Origin of the sequence: Ruminococcus sp., assembly GCF_024691275.1 — a bacterium.
Taxonomy (GTDB): domain Bacteria; phylum Bacillota; class Clostridia; order Oscillospirales; family Ruminococcaceae; genus Ruminococcus.
This window is the reverse complement of the sequence record NZ_JAILNU010000084.1, coordinates 1-21,442: the sequence shown is the minus strand read 5'-3', so window position 1 is coordinate 21,442 and position 21,442 is coordinate 1. Positions and strand designations below refer to the sequence as shown.

Below are 21,442 nucleotides of genomic sequence, written 5' to 3'. Positions count from 1 at the left end.
TGAGTTTTTTCAGCGGCTCATCTTGTGATACGGAAACGTCCCAAAAAGCTTCTTACTCTCGGATAGAAGATCAATTCGTCAAGTGAATGGCTCTTACGTCTTTCCGCCTTATCCGACATTACGCTGCAATTCTGTATAACATTGATGAACATGAAATACATTATCAGCGCCTGAGGCAGGAAAAAAGCCGATTCACTGAGAGCCATCATAACATAGAAAGCCTGCATTACAAGAGCTGTGAACGCAAAAAAGCCTATCTCTGTTTTATTTTCGCGCAAACAAGTCACAGCGATCCTGAGAGATTTCACGCCCATAAATACTATAAAGAAAACATACATGACCGTTCCAACAATACCGAACTCAGCCAGCATCTGAATATAGCAGTTATGTGCGCCTGCGAACTGAAGGTCTCTCTGTGTCATGGCAATGTAATAAAAGTCAAAGCTTCGCGGACCTTGACCGAAAAGAGGATCCTTTCTGAAAATCTTAAATGCGAGGTCCCAGTAAATTTCTCTTTTACTAAGCTGTATTCCTTTTCCGCCCTGTGTGAGTATCTTCATAATAATAGGAAGGAACACAAAATACATCATGACCAGTCCCAACATTATTATAGCAAGAGCGATAAGTTTCTTTTTGTTTTCCTTATCTCTGAGCATAAAGTATATCCATATAGCTCCGAGAACAGCGGGGACAGAAAGAATGAACGCACGGCGGTTAGTAAGGATAATGCTTACATACATTATGCCGAGCATGAAAATTTTAAGCGAAAGATTTCTTTTGCTGCTTTTATAGAAGAATAAGCTTACGAAAGTACAGCTTATAGCCGTTGCAACACAGAGGCAAGCCCAGGCAGATTCTCCGACAAAGCCTGTGAAAGCTCTTTCGGAAGCCACATAAGCCTTAGCTCGCTCCAAAGACATACTTGTTGCGATAAGCCTATAGAATTTATAGTATATTCCCGGTGTGATACGCTGCCAGATAATACTCAGCGAAAAGATCGTTCCTGCGACCGAGATACACTTGAACAGTTTTTCCATTGACCGCATTGACAGCCTTATCGTCAATATAAGCGTACAGGTTAAGAACAGTATCAGGTAATCCTTAGACCTCGAAAGATCATGAACTGCCGAAGTCCATATCATATACGCAGCAATAGGTACAACAGGCCACGGCAGTGACAGGCGATCATGCAGTTTAAAGAAATACGTGCATAACAGTACAGCAAAAAGACCGTATACATACAGCATGATAGTATGATAGAAATAGATCCTGCTGATATATCCGAATGCACCTATAAATACCAGACCGATCAATATCGCGCCTACATGAACTGAATACCTCGCGCCCTCATTGGAAAGTACGATACGTTTCATTAATTAACTCCAAATCCATATTGATGCAGCTCAGCGCAATATCTTGTTGATGATGATGTCATCAAGATTTGTCTCCTCATAGAAATCGCTGCATTTTTTCCTGTATGATTCCTTATTGGTGCAGATAGTCTTTATTTTCTCTGCAATATCCTTATAATCGGTGATATCGCATATCTCGCCGATCTTATAGCAGTCAAACGGGATACGCAGTCCTGGTATCTCATTACCTATCATAGGAACCGAGAAGCCTGCATATTCATATATTTTGTTTGGTGCGCAGTAAAGCGGATTGAATTCAGAAGAATTCACATTATTTTTATCTATCTGATATGTCAGAACGCCTACATCAGCAAGACCTGTTACTTTCAGGTGATCCGGCGGAGTAATGAACGGTATATAGTAAACACACGGGAATTTGCTTTCCAGTTCTCTTGCAGCTGCTTCGTTATCGCCCATAACGATGAAGCGATAATCGTCGCCAAGGCTCTGAACAGCCTTTGCGAACGGCGTAAGAGGTCTTTCCTTGCGTATGATGCCCTGATAGAGAACGAGGTTCTTGCCGCTTTCCTTCATAGCCTTGAGCTCGGCGATGATATCCTTTGCGGTATCATTCTCGGCAAGCTTCAGTGACGAAGGCTTATTCGGAAGAACGACAGGCAGCTTCGGGAGATCCCACCATACTGACTGGATATGGGCACGGTTGTACTCAGGCACAACGACCTTATATGCTTTCTGAGCATATTTTCCGAGGTGAGCCATGAAAATATGCTGCTTCGGGAAAAGCGGGTAATCGGAAATGAGCTCCATGAGCTGCATGATATGCTTGTGCTGATAAACGGTCGAGCCGAGCTCTCTTACGGTACGGTCCGTAGTAGTCCACAGATAGTCATGAGACTTCATCAGGCTGTTAACGAGATTCCTGAGCTTTGATTTACGGGTAATAAAGCCTGTAAGCTTGTTACTATCGGTTTTGAGTATGTGGAAGTTCACCTTTCCCTCATACTTTTTACGAATGTTGTTTTTATCGAAAGTGATGACTGATACCTTGACATTGTTCCTGAGCAGAACATCCATGAGGTTGAGCACAGGCGGCAGTCTTTTCAGGTCATCAAAATTAACTATAAGCACACGCATATTTTTTTCCATATAATTATCTTCCCATTAATTCACTTTAAAACGTCTTTAACTTTTGTAATAACAGCCTGCTGTGAGAAGATCTCACTTGCCTTTTCGGAAATTGCTTTTCCGTCAAAGGAACTGCATTTTTCGTACATTGTAAGCAGAGCAGTTTTCAGCGACTCAACGTCATCTGTCTTAAATGATATGCCATTCTTCATTTCTTCGAGGTATGGCAGTATCGGAGAGTTATCCGCGCATATTACAGGTCTGCCGCACATCCACGCCTCAGCAAACGGAACGCCGAAGGTCTCAAGTGCACTTGCGGACACATAGATATCGGCTTTTCTGTAAAGCTCGCTCATTTTTTCGCGCTTGACGAAGCCCTTGAAGACTATCCTGCTGTCGTGATACTCTTCTTTAAGCTTTTCGAGAGCCTCGCGCTCAAGACCGTCGCCGGCAATGATGAGCTCGACCTTTTCATTCTTATTCGGGAACGCCTTTTCAAAAGCCTTAATAAGGAGATCGCATCTCTTAGGCTTTCTGAGCCTGCCCGAATACAGAAATACGAACTTACCGTCGCTGTTTTTATTCTCATGATACGAGAAGCACTCAGCGACCATATTTGGGATAACAATGAGCTTATCGCAGTTTTTCGGGTCAATATAATCCGCAACGCTGTTTTTCAGATCTTCGCTGACGCATATGATGCTGTCAGCCTCCTCCGCGATATCCTTCAGGGTCTTAGCCTGAGCGTCGGTTATCCTCTTTTCGAGAATCCTTGTCCAGTGCTCGGTAACTACGACCTTGCAGCCAAGGCTCTTGACATACTTTATAAATTCAGTATCAACCGTAAGCAGCGGGAAATGGATATGCACCACATCGGGAGTACCTGCTGCGATCATAGCGTCCTTGAAGGCTTTTTTCAGCAGGAACATCTGTATGCGGTGAAGTATCTTTGCGCTTATGCCGCCGATAGGGAGGTTATAACCCACCAGTCTGATACCGTTTTCCACTTTTTCGGTCTTTTTTATCTTCTTCTGATATTTGATAGAACGGACATCGCTCCAGATATATGAAACGTTGAGCTTCATTTTTCTCAGACCGCTTGCCTGTTCGTACTCAAATATACCGTTCATACCTGTTGAAACTTCAGGATATGCTCTACCGATAACTAAAACTTTCATTTCAAAAACACCTTAATTGTCTTTCCTTCCGACAACTCTTGCAGGATAGCCGAATACCTGCTCATTTGGCTTAACGTCCTTCAGAACGATGCTTCCGACGCTTACGAAAGCGCCGTCGCCGACAGTAATGTTCTCAACGAGGACAGCATGGCTTCCCACGTAGACCTCCTTGCCGATCTTGGCATTAGTAAGGTTAGCAAAGCCTGCTGTAGTCGAATAATCGCCGATAACTCCGTCAAGAGCGATAGTAGAACCGAGAAGGGTAACGAATCTGCCGATCTTGGCACCGCTTTCAACGTTATAAGGAGTAAGGATAACGCTTCCCTCACCTATCTCGACATAATCTCCCATAATTACTTCAGGAGAAACGATAGTCTCAAATTTTGCGCCCTTTGCAAGCATCATGTCCGATATCTTGTGCTTGAGCTTAGGGTCAGAGATCCCCATTACAAAGACCTGATCCTCAGTTGGCTGCCAGTCGGAAATAGTTCCGATGATGCCGAGGTCAAACTTAACGCCGTCCAGAGCGTTCTGATTATCATCAATACAGCCGATGATATTCCATTTTTTTTCGCTCTCATTCAATCTGCGCAGAAAAGTGAAGACCTTTCTTGCCATTCCGCCTGCGCCTACGATAATCAAATCCTTCATATAATATTACTCCTCTATTGTAATAGTTATAGCCTTGATAGCCTTTTCGCAGATACTTACTGCTTCTTCGCTCGTTTCAGCCTGAGCGATAACGAATCCGACGCGATCCGTGCTGCTGTCGATACTGCCGACCTTATCGCCGACATTCTTGACGAATGATATTTCTTTTATGCCTTCTATCTTTTCGGCAGTCTCAGCGCCCTCGATGCTCTTTATAGTACCCGCAGGAACATTGAAGTATCTTATCGCGCTGCCCTTGTCGAACTTCTTGGTTATATCGGCAGGTTCACCGCAGGCGATCTGAAGCGTAGCCTTTACCATGTCAATGCCTGTTGACAGCGGAACGAGGTGTGTAGTGATGCAGTCGCCGCCCATTCTCGCACCGAGCTCTATCATTTTCGGACCGGTCTTTGTCACCATTATCTCAACGTGTGCAGGGCCGTCCTGAATACCGACAGCCTTTGCCGCTCTTGAAGCGAGGTCGCGGATAGCTGCCTGAGTATCGGCAGGCAGGCGGCTCGGCTGGCTGTGACCCATTTCAACAAAATGCGGAGCACCTGTGGTAAGCTTGTCAGTTATCTGGAGCACGGTAGGTTCACCGCTTACCACCATGACCTCGACACTGACCTCATTGCCTTCAAGATACTCCTCGATTATGACACCGCCGCCGCGAGAGGAGCTCTTTGAGTAGCCGTACTCGGCTTTCAGTTCCTCCTCATTATGTGCAAGGACAACACCGCGGCTGCCTGAATTATCTGTAGGCTTCATGATGCAAGGGTAAGAGATGCTGCTGATATTTTTCTCGAACTCAGCCTCATCGCCGATGATGAAGAACCACGGGTGTTCAACATTATTTTCCTCGAAGGCGCGTATCATCTCGCCCTTATCCGTAGATTTTACGGCAGTATCGAAAGATATGCCGTGCAGGCCCAGCTTTTCGCAGGCTGCTGCGATAGAGCGCATAGGCATATCGGTCGCAAGGGTCATGATGCCGTCGGGCTTGAACGAAGCAGCGACCTCAGCAACGCCTTCGATATCTATTGTACTTACGTTAAAGAATTCGTCTGCGAACTTTATGCCGACAGCTTCGGGATTATAGTCAACAACGCCGACATACGCGCCCATCTCCTTAGCCTTTTTGATGGCAGGGAGCTGAAGGATGGACGCACCTATAATAAGAACTTTTTTCATTTGCTTATCTCCGTCAAACTTTATTACTTTGAATTGTTATTGCCGTTTTTTATCTCGGGTGTAACATAGATGTTTTCCTGATGGAGCACAGAATCAATGGTCTTGAACAGGATCTTGACATCAAGTGCCAGCGAGATATGATCCACATAATAGTTATCGTTGTCGATCTTCTGCTCAGCGGAGACAGTATTTCTGTAGTATGCCTGATTATATCCTGTAATACCGGGACGAACGCGGAGTCTCTTGCGCTCCTTTGGAGTGAGTGACTTCATGCCCTTGAATTTAGTTGTCAGATGAGCACGGGGACCGATGATGCTCATATCGCCGCAGAGAACGTTAAGGAACTGAGGCACCTCATCAAGGCTTGTCTTTCTGAGGATACGTCCCATTCTTGTTACACGCGGATCGTTTTCGCCGTTATATGTAGAACCGTCGCTGTTTCTGATATCAGGAGAATTTACCTTCATGCTCCTGAACTTATACATCTTGAAGATCTTGCCGTTTTTGCCAAGTCTCGGAGCATTGTAGAATATCGGACCGGGATCGTCAATAAATATCAGCGGCGCGATCACGATAAACACAAGGCAGAAAATCGGAAGTGCCAGAATGCTAAAAAACAGATCCAAACATCTTTTCAGATACTTCTCATACATAGTACAGTCTCAACCTCTTACTTTAATATTGTTTTATAGCAGTTTATAACGTATTCCACATCTTCATCTGTAAGGCAGGTATGAAGCGGGAGGGTTATCTCATTTGCAAACATATTATAAGAATTCGGGTAATCATTGATATCGAAGCCCATATTCTTATAAGCGGTATGCATCGGGAGCGGTTTGTAATGAACATTGCAGGAAACGCCCTGTTCAGCCATTTTAATGATGATATCGGAACGCTTTTCGGCGTTGATGCCGGGGATCCTTGTAAGGTAAAGATGACCCGATGACTGATGATCGTCAGAATAGTGATTGAGAGTTTCAACACCGAGCGGCTTCAGAGCTGCATCATATCTGCCGATGATCTCTTTTCTTCTTTCGAGCATAGCGGGATAGCGCTTCATCTGTGCAAGACCCATAGCAGCAGCCACATCTGTCATGTTGCACTTATACCATGTACCTATGATATCGTACTCCCATGCACCGAGCTGAGTCTTTGCAAGAGCGTCCTTGCTCTGACCGTGGAGACTGAGGAGCTGAAGCTGGTGGTAGATCTCCTCATTGTCGATGCCGCTGATATTATTCCATGTGAGAGCGCCGCCCTCAGCAGTGGTGAAGTTCTTTACCGCATGGAAGGAGAAGGACGAGAAATCAGCGATAGAACCTACTTTTTTTTCATGCCATGAAGCACCGAAAGCGTGAGCTGTATCTGCGCATACAGCGATCCTGCCGATAGCTTCCTGGATCTTGTTTGCAGGCTTGAACAGGTTCTTTTCAGCCTCAACGATGCTGAATATCCTGTCATAATCGCAAGGGATACCTGCAAGGTCAACAGGGATAATAGCCTTTGTCTTTTCGGTTATAGCCTTCTCAAGAGCGTCATAATCCATTTCAAGGCGGTCCTTCTGCACATCAACAAGGACAAGCTTTGCGCCCACATGACATACAACAGAAGCAGATGCGGTGTAGGTATACGCAGGAACAATGACCTCATCGCCCTCGCCGATACCGAGGGTACGCAGTGCCATTTCAGCACAGGCAGTCTGGGAATTAAGGCATACAGCTCTCTCCACGCCTGTGAACTCAGCTATTTCTCTTTCGAGCTGCTTTGTTCTCGGGCCTGTAGTTATCCAGCCTGAACGAAGGGCTTCACAAACCTCATTTACCTCAGCCTCACTGATATCGGGGGGACTGAACGGGATTGCTCTCTTTTGTGTTGAACTCATTAAATTACATCTCCTAAATATTAATTAAGAAATCACTCTTTGCTTACGCTTATAAAAAGCGTTCATAATAAACGACAATACCCCGGATATGCCTGTAAAAACGCACAGACAGAATACTGCCGCCCGTATATTCAGCATCATTACTGCCAAATACGCAGACGACCGATGTTTTCAATAATAATAAATTGGTCTGCTGAACAAGCCGTTACGATCGGAGCGGTCAAAGTGGATACCGCGCGGTATAAAGCCGTGACTTCGGGGGACGTGCTTCATAGACATACCGTAAAACAAATGCAGGCAGATCTTATTGAACAAAATTTTTTATTAATTTTAAATGTATATGGTCAAGCCCTATACGATTCAATTATAACCTTTATAAATAAAAAAAGCAAGCGGAAAAATCGGGTAAATATAGCCCTCTAATTATTTTTGGCATTTTTCACAAAATTATCACTTAGTTCATTGTTAAAATAGCACGAGCACTTATACAATATGGATAATAATACATATGAATAAATATATGTATATACAGATAATTTACCTTAAATACGTTTATTTATTAATCCTCTTGCCGATCAGTCGAAAAAATGATATAATATAACAAACGATGGCAAGGCATCTGCGGGCAGCAACTCAAGCAAATGCCGATAAAATACGCTCTGCCGAGCTTCTTTAAGTTTCGGGCAGATTAATTACCTGCCTATTACTTTTTATAAACAAATTTTATAGCAAAAATACTTGAAATAATTCAGCTTTTATGTTATACTTATTATACTGATAGGAATTATAAAAATAAAGGAGCTGAATAAAATGAGAGTATCATCAAAGGTCGAATGTGGAATTATTGCTCTTATAGATATTGCCGTTAATTCAAAAGGCAATAATATAGTAAAGCTTAACGCAGTGTCCAAGCGCAATAATATTTCAGCAAAATACCTTGAACAGATCGTCCCGCTTCTGAAACACGCTGATTTTCTGAAAAGTGTCAAAGGTTCAGGCGGCGGTTATGCTCTTGCCCGTGATCCTGCCGATATAACTATCAACGAGATCGTAAATGCCCTCGATGATACGATATTTGCGCCTTCTGTATTCAACGATCAGCTTGAGCCGACGGCAACTGAAACAATATCCGAATGTCTTTGGACGCCTGTCAACGAATATCTTCAGAAGTTCTCACTGAACCTTACCCTGAAAGATCTTGCGGATAGATTTACAGAAAAGCAGATCGGTCAGATCGAACCAATGTACTATATATAAATAAGAAGTATCCCGAAGATATCAAAAAATCTTCGGGAATTTTTCTGCACATACAAATACAAAACAGCTCAGACCTATGAAGTCTGAGCTGTTAATGCTTATCAGTCGTTGAAAAGAGGTGTTGAATAGTATCTGTCACCGCTGTCAGGAAGAAGTGCAACGATAGTCTTGCCCTTGTTCTCAGGTCTCTTTGCGAGCTCTAATGCTGCATAGTAAGCAGCACCTGATGAGATACCAACAAGAACGCCCTCCTGCTTTGCGATGAGCTTTGAAGTCTCAAATGAATCCTCATTGGAAACTGCGATAACCTCGTCGTAAACGTCTGTATTGAGAGTCTTTGGAACAAATCCTGCACCGATACCCTGTATCTTGTGCGGACCTGCTGTTCCCTTTGAAAGAACAGGAGAATCTTCAGGCTCAACTGCAACGACCTTAACATTCGGGTTCTTGGACTTGAGGTATTCACCTGTACCTGTTACAGTACCGCCTGTACCTACACCTGCAATAAAGATATCTACCTTTCCGTCGGTATCGTTCCATACCTCAGGACCTGTTGTAAGTCTGTGTATCTCAGGGTTTGCAGGATTCTCGAACTGCTCAGGAACAAAGCTGTTCGGAGTTTCCTTTGCAAGCTCCTCAGCCTTAGCGATAGCGCCCTTCATGCCCTTTGAGCCTTCAGTAAGAACGATCTCTGCGCCATAAGCCTTTAAGATATTTCTTCTCTCAACGCTCATGGTCTCAGGCATTGTAAGGATTATCTTATAGCCCTTTGCGGCAGCTATTGAAGCAAGACCGATACCTGTATTACCTGACGTAGGCTCAATGATAGTTGCGCCCTTCTTGAGAACTCCTCTTTTTTCAGCGTCCTCGATCATAGCAAGAGCGATCCTGTCCTTAACGCTTCCTGCGGGATTGAAGTATTCGAGCTTAGCGAGCACAGTTGCTTCAATGCCCTGAGACTTTTCAATATTTGTGAACTCCACAAGAGGAGTATTACCGATAAGGCCGGTTGCACCTTTATAAATTTTTGACATAATAATTTCCTCCTTCTGATAGTAAACTATAATTCCTATCTGTTAAGTATATTATATACCATGCCATGTAAAAATGCAATACCTTTTTTAATTGTATTTATTTATCCTGAGTTATAGGTTGCGTCTATAACTCAGGAAACAAAAATGCACAGACCTCACAGCCTGTGCATACAGAATTATTTGCTGATATAGTCCAATGCCGATACTACGGCATTTGCACCGTCTGCGGCAGCTGTTATGACCTGACGGACAGTCTTTGTACGCACATCACCTGCTGCAAATAAGCCTTCAGCCGAAGTGATGCAGCTTTCACCTGCGATGATATAGCCGCTTTCATCAAGCTCGGCAATACTTCTGAGCAATGCTGTATTAGGCAGCGATCCCACAGCGGCGAACACTCCGTCTGTACTGAGCAGTTTTTCCGAACCGTTCTGAGAATACTTAATTCCCGTTACCGAATCTTCCCCTTTTATCTCAGTCGGGAGAGCTTCGAGGACGAACTCGATATTCGCAGTTTCTTCCGCCTTTTTCACAAGTGCAGCATTGGCTCTGAACTTTCCGCGGCGGTGCATGATATAGACCTTTTCCGCGGTTTTCGAGAGATACAGAGCATCTCCCAGCGCAGTATCTCCGCCGCCTATGACAGTGACGGTCTTTTCCGCAAAGAAAGCTCCGTCGCAGATGGCACAATAGGAAACGCCCCTGCCTGAGAGTTTTTCTTCGCCAGCAATGCCGAGCTTCTTAGGTGAAGCGCCGAGAGCATATATCACAGTCTTTGACTCGAAGGAATTTCCGTTGGCAAGCCTGATCTTCCAGACGTTTTCATTTTTCGACAGCTCAGTAACTTCGCCGTCGATGAATGCGGTACCCAAAGCCTCTGCGTGTTCGCGGAATTTTTCACCGAGAGAGAAACCGTCAATCCCGAAATATCCGAGGTAGTTATCCACCTGTTCGGTATAGGCGATCTGTCCCGTACCCATGTACTCCTTTTCGACAACCGCAAAGCTCAGTCCTGCGCGGCTCGCGTAAACAGCAGCAGACAGTCCCGCAGGGCCGCTGCCGAGAATAATCACATCATACAACATACCATCAGTCCTGTACTATAACAAGCTCTTCCTTCTCGGACTTATCGCCCTCGATATGGAAGGAATTGAGAACAGGCTCCTCGTCCATAAGCGAGAGTATAAGGTAGCTCGCACTGCTGTCGTAGGCAAGTCTTTTGTCCTCATCGGAAGGGCGTGACGGCGAAACAGGGTGAGAGTGCCAGTTGCCGAGAGGAGTGAGCCCGTTTGCTCTCATATCCTTAACGGCAAAGAGCTGCTCTTTCGGGTCAAGGGTAAAATGCTCATCTGCATGATCGACATTTGTGAGGATATAGACCTTTTTCACTATCTTGTCATCGCCGTTCAGCTCGCCTGCAATAAGTCCGCAGGCTTCTACGGGAGCTTCGCTTTTTGCGTGAGCAACTATTTTATCGTAATCGCTTTGATTGAGTTTAATCATAGACCAACACCGTCACATTCTGCCTGTTCGTAGTCGATGAGCTCTGTTATTGTGGGGTTATCGCCGCATACAGCGCAGTTATGGGTATCGCTGGGGAGCTTTACCTTTCTGAACTGCATTTTGAGAGCATCATAAGTGAGGAGATAACCTGTGAGGAGATCGCCTACTCCGAGGATATACTTAACAGCCTCCATAGCCTGAAGACTGCCGATAACGCCGCCCATTGCACCGATAACGCCAGCCTGCTTGCAGGTAGGTACAGCGTCCTTCGGAGGTGGTTCTTTGAATACACAGCGGTAGCACGGACCCTGACCGGGGACATATGTCATGAGCTGTCCCTGAAAACGGATTATACCTGCGTGTGAGAAAGGCTTCTTAGCCATTACGCAAGCGTCATTGATGAGGAACTTTGCAGGGAAATTATCGGTACCGTCGATAATGAAGTCATAGTCCTTGATGATATCGAGGATATTCTCGCTGGTGATGAACTCGTGGTAAGTTATGACCTTGACATCAGGGTTCATAGCCTCCATAGTTTCCTTTGCGGACTGTACCTTCGGCTTACCAACGTCCTTTGTCTGGTGGATGATCTGTCTCTGGAGATTAGAGAGATCTACCTCATCAGCGTCCGCAATACCTATAGTGCCGATACCTGCTGCTGCAAGATACATAGCAACAGGAGCGCCGAGACCGCCTGCTCCGATCACGAGGACTTTCGCGTTAAGGAGCTTCTTCTGTCCCTTTGCTCCGACCTCTTTAAGGATTATGTGACGTGAATAGCGTTCGATCTGTTCATTTGTAAATGCCATTACTGACCGCCTCCCATAAAGTATAAGAATTCTACTGTATCGCCGTCCTTGAGAACAGTACCCTCGAACTGACCGTGATCCACGAAATCATCGTTGATAGTGACAGTTACGTATTCAGGTGTTTCCACCTTTTCGTCAATTACGAGCTGTGCAACGGTAAGTCCGTCTGCAACTTCCTTTTTTACTCCTGCAACTGTTATATTCATATTTATACGCTCCTTAAATAGTCTGATCTATAAGAGTTATTATATCGTCTTTTTTTGCCGCACCTCTGATACGTGAAACTTCCTCACCGTTCTTGAAGAGGATAAGCGTCGGAGCGGCTAATATACTGTATTTTTCCACAAGCTCCTTCTCGAAGTTTGTGTTTATTTTCACAATTTTGATCTTGTCTGCATATTCTGCTTCAAGCTGGCTCAGTATAGGCGACATACGCTTGCAGGGTATGCAGCTGTCCGAATAGAAATCAGCAAGTACGGGCAGCTCTGAGCCCAGGACCTCGCTGTCGAATTCGGCATTGCTAATCATTGCAGGCATATCAGTCACCGACCTTCTGCACGATAAGTTCAAATGTACCGTCGCCGTTATCTGAAAGGCTGAGCACCTTGTGTCCTTCTTCCTTGATGCTCTTAGGGACGTTCTGAACGGGCTCACCATCGTTGAGTTTAATGGAGAGGATATCTCCGTCATCGAGCTCCTCAAGAGCGATCTTTGCCTTAACAAAAGTTATAGGGCAATTGACATCAGTGATGTCGATCGAATCAGTAATATTGAAATCAGCCATATTTATCCTCCTTTACAGGCGCTCTGTCGCCTGTCTGAAATCTTCGATAAGATCGTCTATATCTTCTATACCAACGCTTATGCGTATAGTATCGTCATATACTCCCGCACTTATACGCTGCTGCTCGGTATTGTGAGTATAGATGGTGCTTGCAGGGTGTATCACAAGGGTTCGGACATCACCTATATTGGTGGCTACAGAAGCAAATTCAATACTGTCCATAAGCTTGAAGGCTTTTTCCTTGCTGCCTGCTCTGATAGTAACGATAGCTCCGCCTTTTCCCGAAAGCTCTCTCTGCACAAGCTCATAATAAGGAGAAGACGTAAGCGCAGGATAGTTCACCTGTATATTGTCAAGGGACTCAAAAAATTCCGCGAGCTTCAGTGCGTTGTCGCAGCAGCGCTCCATACGCAGACCGAGGGTTTCGAGTCCGACTATATTCATATATGCATTGAACGGCGAAAGACAGCCGCCTGTATTGCGCCATAAGCCGTTCCTCAGCTTTGAAAGGAACGCAAACGGTCCGAATTTCACATAATTCTCAAATCCCGGATACCTTTCCGTATCCCATTTGAATCTGCCGCTGTCAACGATGATGCCGCTGATGGAATTTCCGCTGCCGTTGATATACTTTGACGATGAATGAACGACTATATCAGCGCCGTGCTTCAGCGGATTTATGATGTAGGGAGTTACCGTAGTGCTGTCAACTATAAGAGGGATCCTTTTCTCACTGCAAGCCTTTGAAACGCTGTCAAGGTCAACAACATCGAGTTTAGGGTTGCCGATAAGCTCAGTAAAAACAGCCTTAGTATTCTCATTTGCCGCAGCTGTCACGGTATCATAGGTTATAGCTTCAAGGAAATGAGCTGTAATGCCGAAAGCTTTAAGGTCATTGAAAAGGTCGATAGTACCGCCGAAGAGTCCCGTGCTGACTATGACCTCGTCCCCTGAACGAAGTATATTTAGAAGGACTGCGGTTATTGCAGCCATTCCCGATGAACAGGCAACTGCTCCTATACCGCCTTCGAGTGCGGCTATACGGTTCTCAAAGGCGCTGACTGTGGGATTTCCCACTCTTGTATACGAAAAGCCTGCCGCTTTGTTGTTGAACACCTTTTCAAGCTGTTCTGCCGATTCACAGGCAAATGCACTGACCTGATAAAGCGGAGGGAGAGTTGCTCCTTTATCTTCGCCGTTGAATTTTGAATTGTGAAGCAAAGATGTATTGAATTTCATTGTATCACCACGCTTTGTCAATATAAATGTTTTACAGGACGGTATAATGCCGTCCTGTAAATATGAGAACAAGTTCTGAATTACGCAAGTGTTCTTATTCCCTGAACAAGTCTGTCAATATCATTGAATGAATTATAAAGTGCAAGTGTTGGACGTACAGTTCCTTCAAGTCCGAAATGGCGGAGTATAGGCTGAGCACAGTGATGACCCGTGCGTACAGCTATGCCCAGCTCGTTAAGACGCTGACCGACAGCTTCGTTGCCAACGCCATCAAGCACGAATGAAAGTACGCTTGCCTTGTTTGTAGCTGTGCCTATGAGGTGCAGACCGTTTATCTTCTGCATTTCCTTCATAGCGTATACCAGGAGCTCATGCTCATGGCGGTTGACCTCTGTCATACCGATAGCGTTGAGGTATTCGAGAGCTGCACCGAGACCAACTGCGTCTGCGATGCTTCCTGTACCTGCCTCAAACTTGTTCGGAGCTGGATTGTAGATAGTACGCTCGAAAGTAACGTCCTTTATCATATTTCCGCCGCCGTGGTAAGGTCTTGCAGCTTCGAGAACATCGGACTTGCCGTATACAGCACCGATGCCTGTAGGAGCAAATATCTTATGTCCCGAGAATACGAAGAAATCCGTATCCAGAGCAGTAACATTAACAGGGATATGAGCCACAGACTGCGCACCGTCGATGAGTATGCGTACACCGTGAGCGTGAGCGATAGCAACAAGCTCCTCGATAGGAGTAACAGTACCCAGCGCATTGGAAACGTGAGTTGCTGAAACGAATTTAGTCCTTCTTGTAAAGAGCTTTTCGTACTCTGATATAATGAGCTGACCGCTCTTGTCAACAGGAACTACCTTGATGACAGCGCCTGTTTCCTCGCATATGATCTGCCATGGAACGATATTCGCATGATGCTCCAGCATTGTGAGGATTATCTCGTCGCCTGGCTGAAGAAGAGGTTTTACATATGCATTGGCAACAAGATTTATAGCCTCAGTTGTACCTCTTACGAAAACGATATTGTCCTTTGAAGGCGCACCGAGGAAGTCGGCAGTGATCTGTCTTGCATTCTCGTATGCGTCGGTGGAACGAGCAGCGAGTTCATGAGCACCTCTGTGAACATTGGAGTTCTCATGAGTATAATAATAGCTCAGTCTGTCGATGACCTGCTGTGGACGCTGTGTGGTAGCGCCGTTGTCGAGCCATACGAGGTCGTGACCGTTTATCTTTTCGCTAAGTATAGGGAAATCATTTCTGATCTGAGCGAGAGTCTTTGTTCCTACGATTATCTGGCTGTCAGACTTTACTGTAGGAACGCTTGGAGCAGCTGCCTGATGAGTATTTTTTGGAACGTAGCTGTCAGCCTGTCCCTGAGAGAGAACGACAGGAGCATAGCCGCCCGATGTGGGCTGCTCCTGAGGAGCAGAATATGTATCGAAAGTGCTGTACTGCTGAGCAGCTCCTACTACAGGTGAAGCACCGTAGCTGTCTGCTGCCTGCTCGTACTCAGAAGCACTGCCGTAGCCGCCGTTATACTCATTGGCTATCTGCTCAAACTCTGAAATACTGCCATAGCCGCTGAAAACCTGTTCTGCGGACGAAGCGTAGTTAGTACCGCCGCCATATGAAGCTGCCTTGTTCACAGCGTCATTGATAACGGAGGTATCGCCGCTTGCTGCAAGTGCAGCGATCCCGCCTGCACAGCGCTCTGCGTCGAAATCGGGAAACAGTGAATTTGCGAGGTTCTCAAGCTCTGACTCAGAAGGTATGCCGTAATTAGTCGTAGTCATAGTATTCACCTACCTCGACATCCTCGAGAACAGCGATAGCGTCGTCTGAGAGAATAGCTGCCGAGCAGTAGAGTGAAAGCAGATAAGAAGCAACGCCCTTATCGTCAATACCTCTGAAACGAACAGAAAGTCCTCTTGACTGTTCATTTTTCAGATTACGCTGGAAAAGACCGATAACGCCTCTCTTAGCCTCACCTGTACGAACGAGAAGGATATTTGTTTTGCCGCTCTTGCTCTTTGGATTCTTGAGACCGTCAACGAGGAGCTTGTCTGTAGGAATGATCGGGATACCTCTCCAGCAGATGAATGTGCCGCCTGCGATATTAGTTGTAACGGGCGGTACGCCTCTCTTTGTACATTCTCTCTCAAATGCAGCGATAGCTCTTGGGTGAGCAAGGAAGAATGAAGGCTCTTTCCATACCTTTGTGATGAGCTCGTCGAGGTCATCAGGTGTAGGAGCGCCGTTTCTTGTCTGGATACGCTGTGAATCAGGAACATTCTTGAGGAGACCGTAATCATCGTTATTGATGAGCTGGCTCTCCTGACGCTCACGAAGGCTTTCGATAGCGAGGTCGAGCTGTTCCTTTACCTGATCGTATGGTGAACCGTATACATCAGCAACAGCTGTGTTTACGTTGATGATAGTTGAGATAGAAGCGAGCTGAAGCTCTCTCGGATCTTCCTCATACTCAACATAGCCCTGAGGGATTATGTCAGACTTCTTCTCAACGCTGCAAAGAACGTCAAGAGGAGTTTCTCCCTCTTTAACCTTATTTATTCTGTAAATACCTGAATCAAGGCCCTTGAATTCGAGGACCTTTGTGATCCACTTCGGAGTGAGAGCACCGTACTGTGGTCTTGTTTTGTTAACGTCGGCAAGGTTATAAGCAGCCTTTTTGCCGAGAGCAACTATGGTGTCATTTTTGGGTTCTTTAGACATAATGTCTACCTCCATTAATGTAGATTTGAATTGTCCCGCACATACGCTCACTTACGTTTGCTCTGTGCAAAACAATAAATAGTAAACGTATTCTGTCATTCACTATTATACATATATTACAGACAGATTTAGTAAGTTTTTGTATGGCAAAATATACGACCGAAAGGTATTCGATCGTATATTTTCAAAGGCTCATCTGTCTTATAATCAATATATAGGGAAATCCTTATCGACTTCCCTTGCCCATGCGTTCGTGCCGCCCTTCATATTGTAAAGGGGCCCCGTATAGCCTGCCTCGCGCAGAGTATTCACAGCGAGTATGCTTCTCTTGCCCTCTTTGCATACAAAGACAGTATCAACAGAAGTATCCAGCTCCTTCTGTCGTCTTTCAAGCTGACCGATTGGGATAACTATAGCCTCGGGAAACTTTGCGATAGCTCTTTCATGAGGTTCGCGGACATCGACAATGGTTATCTTTTCACCCTCATCAATGCGGCGTTTAAGCTCTTTCGGCTCAATGCCCTCGACTGCTGCTTCTTTCTCCTTTTGCTGAGTAAGACCGCAGAAATCCTCATAATCAAAATCCTCTATCTCGGTAATGGAATGATTTTTTCCGCATATAGGGCAGCTGTCATTCTTATGTATTTTCAGTTCACGCCATTTAAGGTTCCAAGCGTCGAAGGTGACAACTCTGCCTATGAGGTTCTTGCCGCCGCCAACGATGAGTTTTATAACCTCATTAGCCTGCAAGGTACCGATAACGCCTGGAAGAACGCCGACAACTCCGCCCATTGCACACGAGGGAACAAGTCCTGCCGGGGGCGGTGCAGGGTACATACATCTGTAGCACGGGCCCTCCTTAGCATAGTAGACCGAGACCTGTCCTTCAAACTGGTACATTGCGCCGAAAACATCGGGCTTTCCCAGAAGTACGCAGGTATCATTTACAAGATAGCGTGTAGGATAGTTGTCCGAAGCATCAGCAACAACGTCGTATTCGGAAATGATGCTCTCAGCATTTTCGGCTGTAAGGCGCATATTATATGTTTCAACTTTTACAAGCGGATTGATCTGGCGAATACTGTCCTTAGCGGAAGCGACCTTTGGTCTGCCGATATCTCTTGTGCCGTGCATTACCTGACGCTGGAGATTTGACTCCTCGACCTCATCGTTGTCGATGATACCGATAGTACCGACACCTGCTGCTGCAAGGTACTGAGCGAGTGGAGTTCCGAGACCGCCTGCACCAACGATAAGGACCTTTGCAGCTTTAAGTCTTTTCTGACCTTTTACGCCGATCTCCTGCAAAAGAAGGTGGCGGCTGTAGCGGTTTATCTCATCATTTGTGAGCTTTTCTCCCTTTCTGTCGCCGAGAACGCTCTCAACGCCCGAACCTCCTGCAATAGCGGGGATAAGGATAATTTCGTCGCCGTCCTTGACTTCTGTATCGAACTCATTAAGGTCTCTGATATTCTCATCATTTACAAATACATTAATAAACGCTCTGAGCTGACCCTCTTCGTCATAAAGTGCCTTTTTTGTTTCCGGATATTCTTCTGAGAGGAGAGTAAGTATCTCGCCCACTGTTTTTCCTTTGAGTTCTATTTCAGATCTGTGCTCGGTAAAGAGCCTGAGAGTTGTTGGTATAACTACTGTAACTGCCATTTGTTACCCTCCATTGATTTATTTATCAGGTAAATAACATATTATTCATATTTATTTACTATGGTTTTTATGTACAATATCAATGTCTGTATTATAGCATAATGTGACAAAGAAATCAATAGCTGGGGCTGACAAATAACTTAGTATCAGTTATAGTTGTTTTCTATAGCTGAAATATTTTCGAGTTCAGATGATGTAGAACCAGCTGTCATCGTCCACGATTTCAACTCTTTCAACAGGCTTTGAAGCGTCATAATTGTATCTCAGCTCCTGATTTTTAACGCTTACCTTTGCACCATCGGGGACAGAATGAGTGATGAATGCATTTCCGCCGATAACAACATTCTTTCCGATGACAGTATCTCCGCCGAGTATAGAAGCTCCCGAATAAATAGTAACATTGTCCTCAATAGTTGGGTGACGCTTTTTGCTTTTCAGAGCCTGTCCGCCTCTTGTAGACAGAGCGCCGAGTGTCACGCCCTGATATATTTTCACGTTATCGCCAATAACAGTGGTTTCGCCAATAACTATACCTGTTCCGTGATCTATGAAAAAGTATTTTCCTATGGTAGCACCTGGGTGTATATCCACACCTGTCTCACTGTGAGCATATTCCGTCATCATACGCGGTATTACGGGTACACCGAGGATAAACAGTTCATGCGCTATCCTGTTTATGAGTATCGCAAAAAGGCCGGGATAAGAATAGATTATCTCGTCCTTGCTGTAAGCTGCGGGGTCTCCGTCGAAAGCCGCCTGAACATCTGTCTCGATGAATTCTCTGATTTTGCGGAGTCTTCTTACGAATTCGAGACTTATACTCTCAGCTTTTTCAGTTATGCCGTCATCATTTTTAATATCGCCGCCGAGAACGATCGTTATCTGTTTGGTCAGCTTGAAAATAACGTCCTCGATAAGCATTGAGAGGTTGTTTCTGAGTGTATATACCTTTATAGAGCCATTTCTGAAATAGCCCGGGAAGATCACCTTTCTGAGGCTTGAAAGAATGTCAATTATCACTTCTTTGTCGGGGTGATTGAATATTCTGACCTTATCTATAGCCTTTCCCTTCTCGTAGTCATCGAGCAGGTCATTGACAACGCCATTAACATTTTCTTCTACTATTCCCAATTTTCATTTCTCCTTTCGCCAAAATCGTTATAAAGTATAGATCATAGCATCAAGCAATCCATACTATAATTATATGATTACGAAATAATAAAGTCAATACAGATCAATATACTGCTTTTTTATTATTGGTTATAAACCTCATCAATTGCCGCTGCTGATTTCCGACACTTTTTTGACTTGATGAATTAGAAGGATTATGGTATAATTGTATGGAACGAAAAAGAAGGCGGGGTTAATCTATGGGACATATGATCAGAACAATCATTGGAAAAACACATATCATTCAACCGATTGTAGACGGCTGGGTATATGCTGAGATGATATGCCTTCCTCAAGACTATGCGCTCATATTTCTGAATGACAATTTGTTTGATGATATAGAAGAACTTGTGGATATAGAGAATACCAGCAACTATCCGCATTTGAACTACCTTACGGATTCCGTTATCTGCTTCTTAAAAGAAAAATCGCTCAAAGGTCAGCTTCTTTATATGGAAACAGATTACTTTGGCGGATACGGAACGCAAGCAGGTGTGATTTTTGAAAATGGTGAGATGAAAGGCGAACCTATGGACGGAGACGGAACAGTCAATCGTTTGTTAGGGCTTTTAGGCGTCAGGAAGCACTTGCAAAAAGACGAATTTGACTCTTTGAAACTATATAAATATAGACGTATGGATTAAGTGTAAAGAATACTACTCAAAATCCTTAGTAGTAAAACACCCCGATTTTTACTACTATTTTACTAATAACGGTGTCCGCAGTTTGCAAAATCTTGCCCGATTTTGCCATTTTCGCCACTTTCTGCCAAATTGGTAGTAAGCCCGGAAAAGCCCCAAGAACTGCGCAAATCACGGCAAAATACGGAGGTTTAGACCTATGATAAAGGTTATGTTTGTTTGCCACGGCAGCCCAATCAGCGATGCCACGTTTTCGCCGATATATCGCCGTTTCGGGCGATGAATAAAACGATTTTTCCACAGATTTTCCACACTTGATTTGACCCGAACTTGTACATATTTTTCAACATTATTTCCCTGTTTTAAGAGCCCGATATCATTTTTTTATCATTTTATTGATTATCATAGCCTCCCAGTGGAGGCTTCTCTTTTTTAAACGCATAAACTTATCTCTTAACAGATAATATTATTTAGGAATAATCTGTCTGATCCCTTGACATTCTCCTAAAGCTTCTATAATGTCGAAAGTTCAGATTACTTTTAAGACTTTTTTCTTCTATACCGAAAAAACGTCTTGACACTTGCAACTATTTATGGTATATTGATAAAAAGGAAGTGATACTATGATACTCAGACCTGATTATATTAACGCAATAGAGCCGTTTATAGACTCTCCAATTGTTAAGATACTCGCCTGAGTTCGTCGCTGCGGTAAATCCACTATACTTGAAATGGTAGCTGATGAGCTCATAAAGCACGGATCTTCAAAAGAAAACATCATTGAACGCAGATACAACGAAATCATGTATGAAGATTTTTCAGCAAAGGATATGTATTCTGACCTGAAAAATGATATATCCGGCAAAGGACGATGCTATCTGCTTCTTGATGAATTACAGGAAATTAAAGGTTGGGAGAAGGTCATTAACGACCTTCTTGAAAACAGCGATGTTGATATATATGTCACCGGTTCAAACAGCAAGCTGATGTCGAGTGAGATATCTACATACCTCACTGGAAGATATGTGACGATCCCTGTATATACTCTTTCGCTTCGTGAGTACCTGACTTTCAAGAATAAAGATGTGTCTCAGGCAAGAGACGTATTTGATGAATATGTTCAGTACGGCGGTTTTCCTATTGTTGGTATCAGCAGCTTCGATACAAAGGCTGCGTATCAGATCGTTGACGGTATATACGC

The 21,442-nt window shown here is 44.5% G+C and carries 22 protein-coding genes; 3 read left to right on the top strand and 19 right to left on the bottom strand.

Annotation, left to right across the window (positions count from 1 at the left end; genetic code table 11):
- Positions 1–17: 17 nt before the first annotated feature.
- The 7 genes from K6G33_RS09800 to K6G33_RS09770 are packed head-to-tail and all read right to left on the bottom strand — an operon-like array spanning position 18 to position 7,400.
- Positions 18–1,373 carry an O-antigen ligase family protein gene (locus K6G33_RS09800; RefSeq protein ID WP_296778893.1) on the bottom strand — a complete coding sequence of 452 codons (1,356 nt, stop codon included), beginning with the start codon at positions 1,371–1,373 and terminating at the stop codon, positions 18–20.
- Between the two features lie 30 nt (positions 1,374–1,403).
- A complete protein-coding gene (locus tag K6G33_RS09795; RefSeq protein ID WP_296778891.1) occupies positions 1,404–2,519 on the bottom strand; it encodes a hypothetical protein in 1,116 nt (371 codons plus the stop codon).
- 20 nt (positions 2,520–2,539) lie between these two features.
- A complete protein-coding gene (locus K6G33_RS09790; protein WP_296778889.1) occupies positions 2,540–3,676 on the bottom strand; it encodes a glycosyltransferase family 4 protein in 1,137 nt (378 codons plus the stop codon).
- A gap of 12 nt (positions 3,677–3,688) precedes the next feature.
- Positions 3,689–4,327 (bottom strand): acetyltransferase, encoded by a 639-nt coding sequence (locus K6G33_RS09785; RefSeq protein ID WP_173450321.1) that lies wholly within the window; start codon positions 4,325–4,327, stop codon positions 3,689–3,691.
- 6 nt (positions 4,328–4,333) lie between these two features.
- Complete coding sequence (locus K6G33_RS09780; RefSeq protein WP_296778886.1) at positions 4,334–5,518, bottom strand: ATP-grasp domain-containing protein; 1,185 nt, start codon at positions 5,516–5,518, stop codon at positions 4,334–4,336.
- A 23-nt stretch (positions 5,519–5,541) separates the two neighbouring features.
- Entirely contained in the window at positions 5,542–6,171 is a 630-nt protein-coding gene (locus tag K6G33_RS09775) for a sugar transferase (RefSeq protein ID WP_296778883.1), read from the bottom strand.
- Positions 6,172–6,188: 17 nt separating this feature from the next.
- A complete protein-coding gene (locus K6G33_RS09770; protein ID WP_296778881.1) occupies positions 6,189–7,400 on the bottom strand; it encodes a DegT/DnrJ/EryC1/StrS aminotransferase family protein in 1,212 nt (403 codons plus the stop codon).
- A gap of 810 nt (positions 7,401–8,210) precedes the next feature.
- On the opposite strand from K6G33_RS09770, the gene K6G33_RS09765 reads away from it, so the two are divergent.
- Positions 8,211–8,657 carry an Rrf2 family transcriptional regulator gene (locus K6G33_RS09765; RefSeq protein WP_296778878.1) on the top strand — a complete coding sequence of 149 codons (447 nt, stop codon included), beginning with the start codon at positions 8,211–8,213 and terminating at the stop codon, positions 8,655–8,657.
- A gap of 101 nt (positions 8,658–8,758) precedes the next feature.
- Here K6G33_RS09765 and cysK read toward each other — a convergent pair whose 3' ends face one another.
- The 12 genes from cysK to K6G33_RS09705 all read right to left on the bottom strand — a co-directional run bounded on the left by cysK (position 8,759) and on the right by K6G33_RS09705 (position 19,561).
- Positions 8,759–9,691: a cysteine synthase A gene (gene cysK / locus K6G33_RS09760; RefSeq protein WP_296778876.1), complete on the bottom strand. Its 933-nt coding sequence runs from the start codon at positions 9,689–9,691 to the stop codon at positions 8,759–8,761.
- A gap of 176 nt (positions 9,692–9,867) precedes the next feature.
- Positions 9,868–10,776 carry an FAD-dependent oxidoreductase gene (locus K6G33_RS09755; RefSeq protein WP_296778874.1) on the bottom strand — a complete coding sequence of 303 codons (909 nt, stop codon included), beginning with the start codon at positions 10,774–10,776 and terminating at the stop codon, positions 9,868–9,870.
- Positions 10,777–10,780: 4 nt separating this feature from the next.
- The gene (locus K6G33_RS09750; RefSeq protein ID WP_296778870.1) at positions 10,781–11,194 is read right to left on the bottom strand and encodes a M67 family metallopeptidase; all 414 of its coding nucleotides are present in this window, start codon (positions 11,192–11,194) and stop codon (positions 10,781–10,783) included.
- Positions 11,191–12,003, bottom strand: coding sequence for a molybdopterin-synthase adenylyltransferase MoeB (locus K6G33_RS09745; RefSeq protein ID WP_296581585.1), 813 nt, complete (start codon positions 12,001–12,003; stop codon positions 11,191–11,193). The genes K6G33_RS09750 and K6G33_RS09745 overlap by 4 nt, the downstream gene beginning before the upstream one ends.
- On the bottom strand, positions 12,003–12,209 hold the full coding sequence (gene thiS / locus K6G33_RS09740; RefSeq protein WP_173450369.1) for a sulfur carrier protein ThiS: 207 nt from the start codon (positions 12,207–12,209) through the stop codon (positions 12,003–12,005). The genes K6G33_RS09745 and thiS overlap by 1 nt, the downstream gene beginning before the upstream one ends.
- Before the next feature lie 13 nt (positions 12,210–12,222).
- Positions 12,223–12,540: a thioredoxin domain-containing protein gene (locus K6G33_RS09735; protein ID WP_296778867.1), complete on the bottom strand. Its 318-nt coding sequence runs from the start codon at positions 12,538–12,540 to the stop codon at positions 12,223–12,225.
- Position 12,541: 1 nt separating this feature from the next.
- Positions 12,542–12,787 carry a sulfurtransferase TusA family protein gene (locus K6G33_RS09730; RefSeq protein ID WP_173450367.1) on the bottom strand — a complete coding sequence of 82 codons (246 nt, stop codon included), beginning with the start codon at positions 12,785–12,787 and terminating at the stop codon, positions 12,542–12,544.
- 12 nt (positions 12,788–12,799) lie between these two features.
- Positions 12,800–14,026 carry an O-acetylhomoserine aminocarboxypropyltransferase/cysteine synthase family protein gene (locus K6G33_RS09725; RefSeq protein ID WP_296778863.1) on the bottom strand — a complete coding sequence of 409 codons (1,227 nt, stop codon included), beginning with the start codon at positions 14,024–14,026 and terminating at the stop codon, positions 12,800–12,802.
- 80 nt (positions 14,027–14,106) lie between these two features.
- Positions 14,107–15,825: a cysteine desulfurase gene (locus tag K6G33_RS09720; protein WP_296778860.1), complete on the bottom strand. Its 1,719-nt coding sequence runs from the start codon at positions 15,823–15,825 to the stop codon at positions 14,107–14,109.
- Positions 15,812–16,765, bottom strand: a complete 954-nt coding sequence (locus tag K6G33_RS09715) for a family 2A encapsulin nanocompartment shell protein (protein ID WP_296778859.1) — start codon at positions 16,763–16,765, stop codon at positions 15,812–15,814. Before K6G33_RS09715 ends, K6G33_RS09720 begins: the two co-directional genes overlap by 14 nt.
- 207 nt (positions 16,766–16,972) lie before the next feature.
- Positions 16,973–18,430 (bottom strand): molybdopterin-synthase adenylyltransferase MoeB, encoded by a 1,458-nt coding sequence (moeB, locus tag K6G33_RS09710; protein ID WP_296778857.1) that lies wholly within the window; start codon positions 18,428–18,430, stop codon positions 16,973–16,975.
- A gap of 186 nt (positions 18,431–18,616) precedes the next feature.
- Positions 18,617–19,561 (bottom strand): serine acetyltransferase, encoded by a 945-nt coding sequence (locus tag K6G33_RS09705; RefSeq protein WP_296778856.1) that lies wholly within the window; start codon positions 19,559–19,561, stop codon positions 18,617–18,619.
- A gap of 239 nt (positions 19,562–19,800) precedes the next feature.
- Between K6G33_RS09705 and K6G33_RS09700 the strand changes: the two genes are divergently transcribed.
- Positions 19,801–20,244, top strand: a complete 444-nt coding sequence (locus K6G33_RS09700) for a hypothetical protein (protein ID WP_296778853.1) — start codon at positions 19,801–19,803, stop codon at positions 20,242–20,244.
- Positions 20,245–20,972: 728 nt separating this feature from the next.
- On the top strand, positions 20,973–21,442 hold a 470-nt coding region (locus K6G33_RS09695), incomplete at its 3' end, for an AAA family ATPase (RefSeq protein ID WP_296778850.1).

What these genes read in the sequence shown, in the direction of transcription:
- moeB (WP_296778857.1), bottom strand. Translation starts at nt 18,430, where the DNA reads ATGGCAGTTACAGTAGTTATACCAACAACTCTCAGGCTCTTTACCGAG.
- K6G33_RS09755 (WP_296778874.1), bottom strand. Translation starts at nt 10,776, where the DNA reads ATGTTGTATGATGTGATTATTCTCGGCAGCGGCCCTGCGGGACTGTCT.
- K6G33_RS09725 (WP_296778863.1), bottom strand. Translation starts at nt 14,026, where the DNA reads ATGAAATTCAATACATCTTTGCTTCACAATTCAAAATTCAACGGCGAA.
- K6G33_RS09800 (WP_296778893.1), bottom strand. Translation starts at nt 1,373, where the DNA reads ATGAAACGTATCGTACTTTCCAATGAGGGCGCGAGGTATTCAGTTCAT.
- K6G33_RS09745 (WP_296581585.1), bottom strand. Translation starts at nt 12,003, where the DNA reads ATGGCATTTACAAATGAACAGATCGAACGCTATTCACGTCACATAATC.
- K6G33_RS09750 (WP_296778870.1), bottom strand. Translation starts at nt 11,194, where the DNA reads ATGATTAAACTCAATCAAAGCGATTACGATAAAATAGTTGCTCACGCA.
- K6G33_RS09730 (WP_173450367.1), bottom strand. Translation starts at nt 12,787, where the DNA reads ATGGCTGATTTCAATATTACTGATTCGATCGACATCACTGATGTCAAT.
- K6G33_RS09765 (WP_296778878.1), top strand. Translation starts at nt 8,211, where the DNA reads ATGAGAGTATCATCAAAGGTCGAATGTGGAATTATTGCTCTTATAGAT.
- K6G33_RS09790 (WP_296778889.1), bottom strand. Translation starts at nt 3,676, where the DNA reads ATGAAAGTTTTAGTTATCGGTAGAGCATATCCTGAAGTTTCAACAGGT.
- K6G33_RS09720 (WP_296778860.1), bottom strand. Translation starts at nt 15,825, where the DNA reads ATGACTACGACTAATTACGGCATACCTTCTGAGTCAGAGCTTGAGAAC.
- K6G33_RS09780 (WP_296778886.1), bottom strand. Translation starts at nt 5,518, where the DNA reads ATGAAAAAAGTTCTTATTATAGGTGCGTCCATCCTTCAGCTCCCTGCC.
- K6G33_RS09785 (WP_173450321.1), bottom strand. Translation starts at nt 4,327, where the DNA reads ATGAAGGATTTGATTATCGTAGGCGCAGGCGGAATGGCAAGAAAGGTC.
- cysK (WP_296778876.1), bottom strand. Translation starts at nt 9,691, where the DNA reads ATGTCAAAAATTTATAAAGGTGCAACCGGCCTTATCGGTAATACTCCT.
- K6G33_RS09770 (WP_296778881.1), bottom strand. Translation starts at nt 7,400, where the DNA reads ATGAGTTCAACACAAAAGAGAGCAATCCCGTTCAGTCCCCCCGATATC.
- K6G33_RS09700 (WP_296778853.1), top strand. Translation starts at nt 19,801, where the DNA reads ATGGGACATATGATCAGAACAATCATTGGAAAAACACATATCATTCAA.
- K6G33_RS09715 (WP_296778859.1), bottom strand. Translation starts at nt 16,765, where the DNA reads ATGTCTAAAGAACCCAAAAATGACACCATAGTTGCTCTCGGCAAAAAG.
- K6G33_RS09795 (WP_296778891.1), bottom strand. Translation starts at nt 2,519, where the DNA reads ATGGAAAAAAATATGCGTGTGCTTATAGTTAATTTTGATGACCTGAAA.
- thiS (WP_173450369.1), bottom strand. Translation starts at nt 12,209, where the DNA reads ATGAATATAACAGTTGCAGGAGTAAAAAAGGAAGTTGCAGACGGACTT.
- K6G33_RS09775 (WP_296778883.1), bottom strand. Translation starts at nt 6,171, where the DNA reads ATGTATGAGAAGTATCTGAAAAGATGTTTGGATCTGTTTTTTAGCATT.
- K6G33_RS09735 (WP_296778867.1), bottom strand. Translation starts at nt 12,540, where the DNA reads ATGCCTGCAATGATTAGCAATGCCGAATTCGACAGCGAGGTCCTGGGC.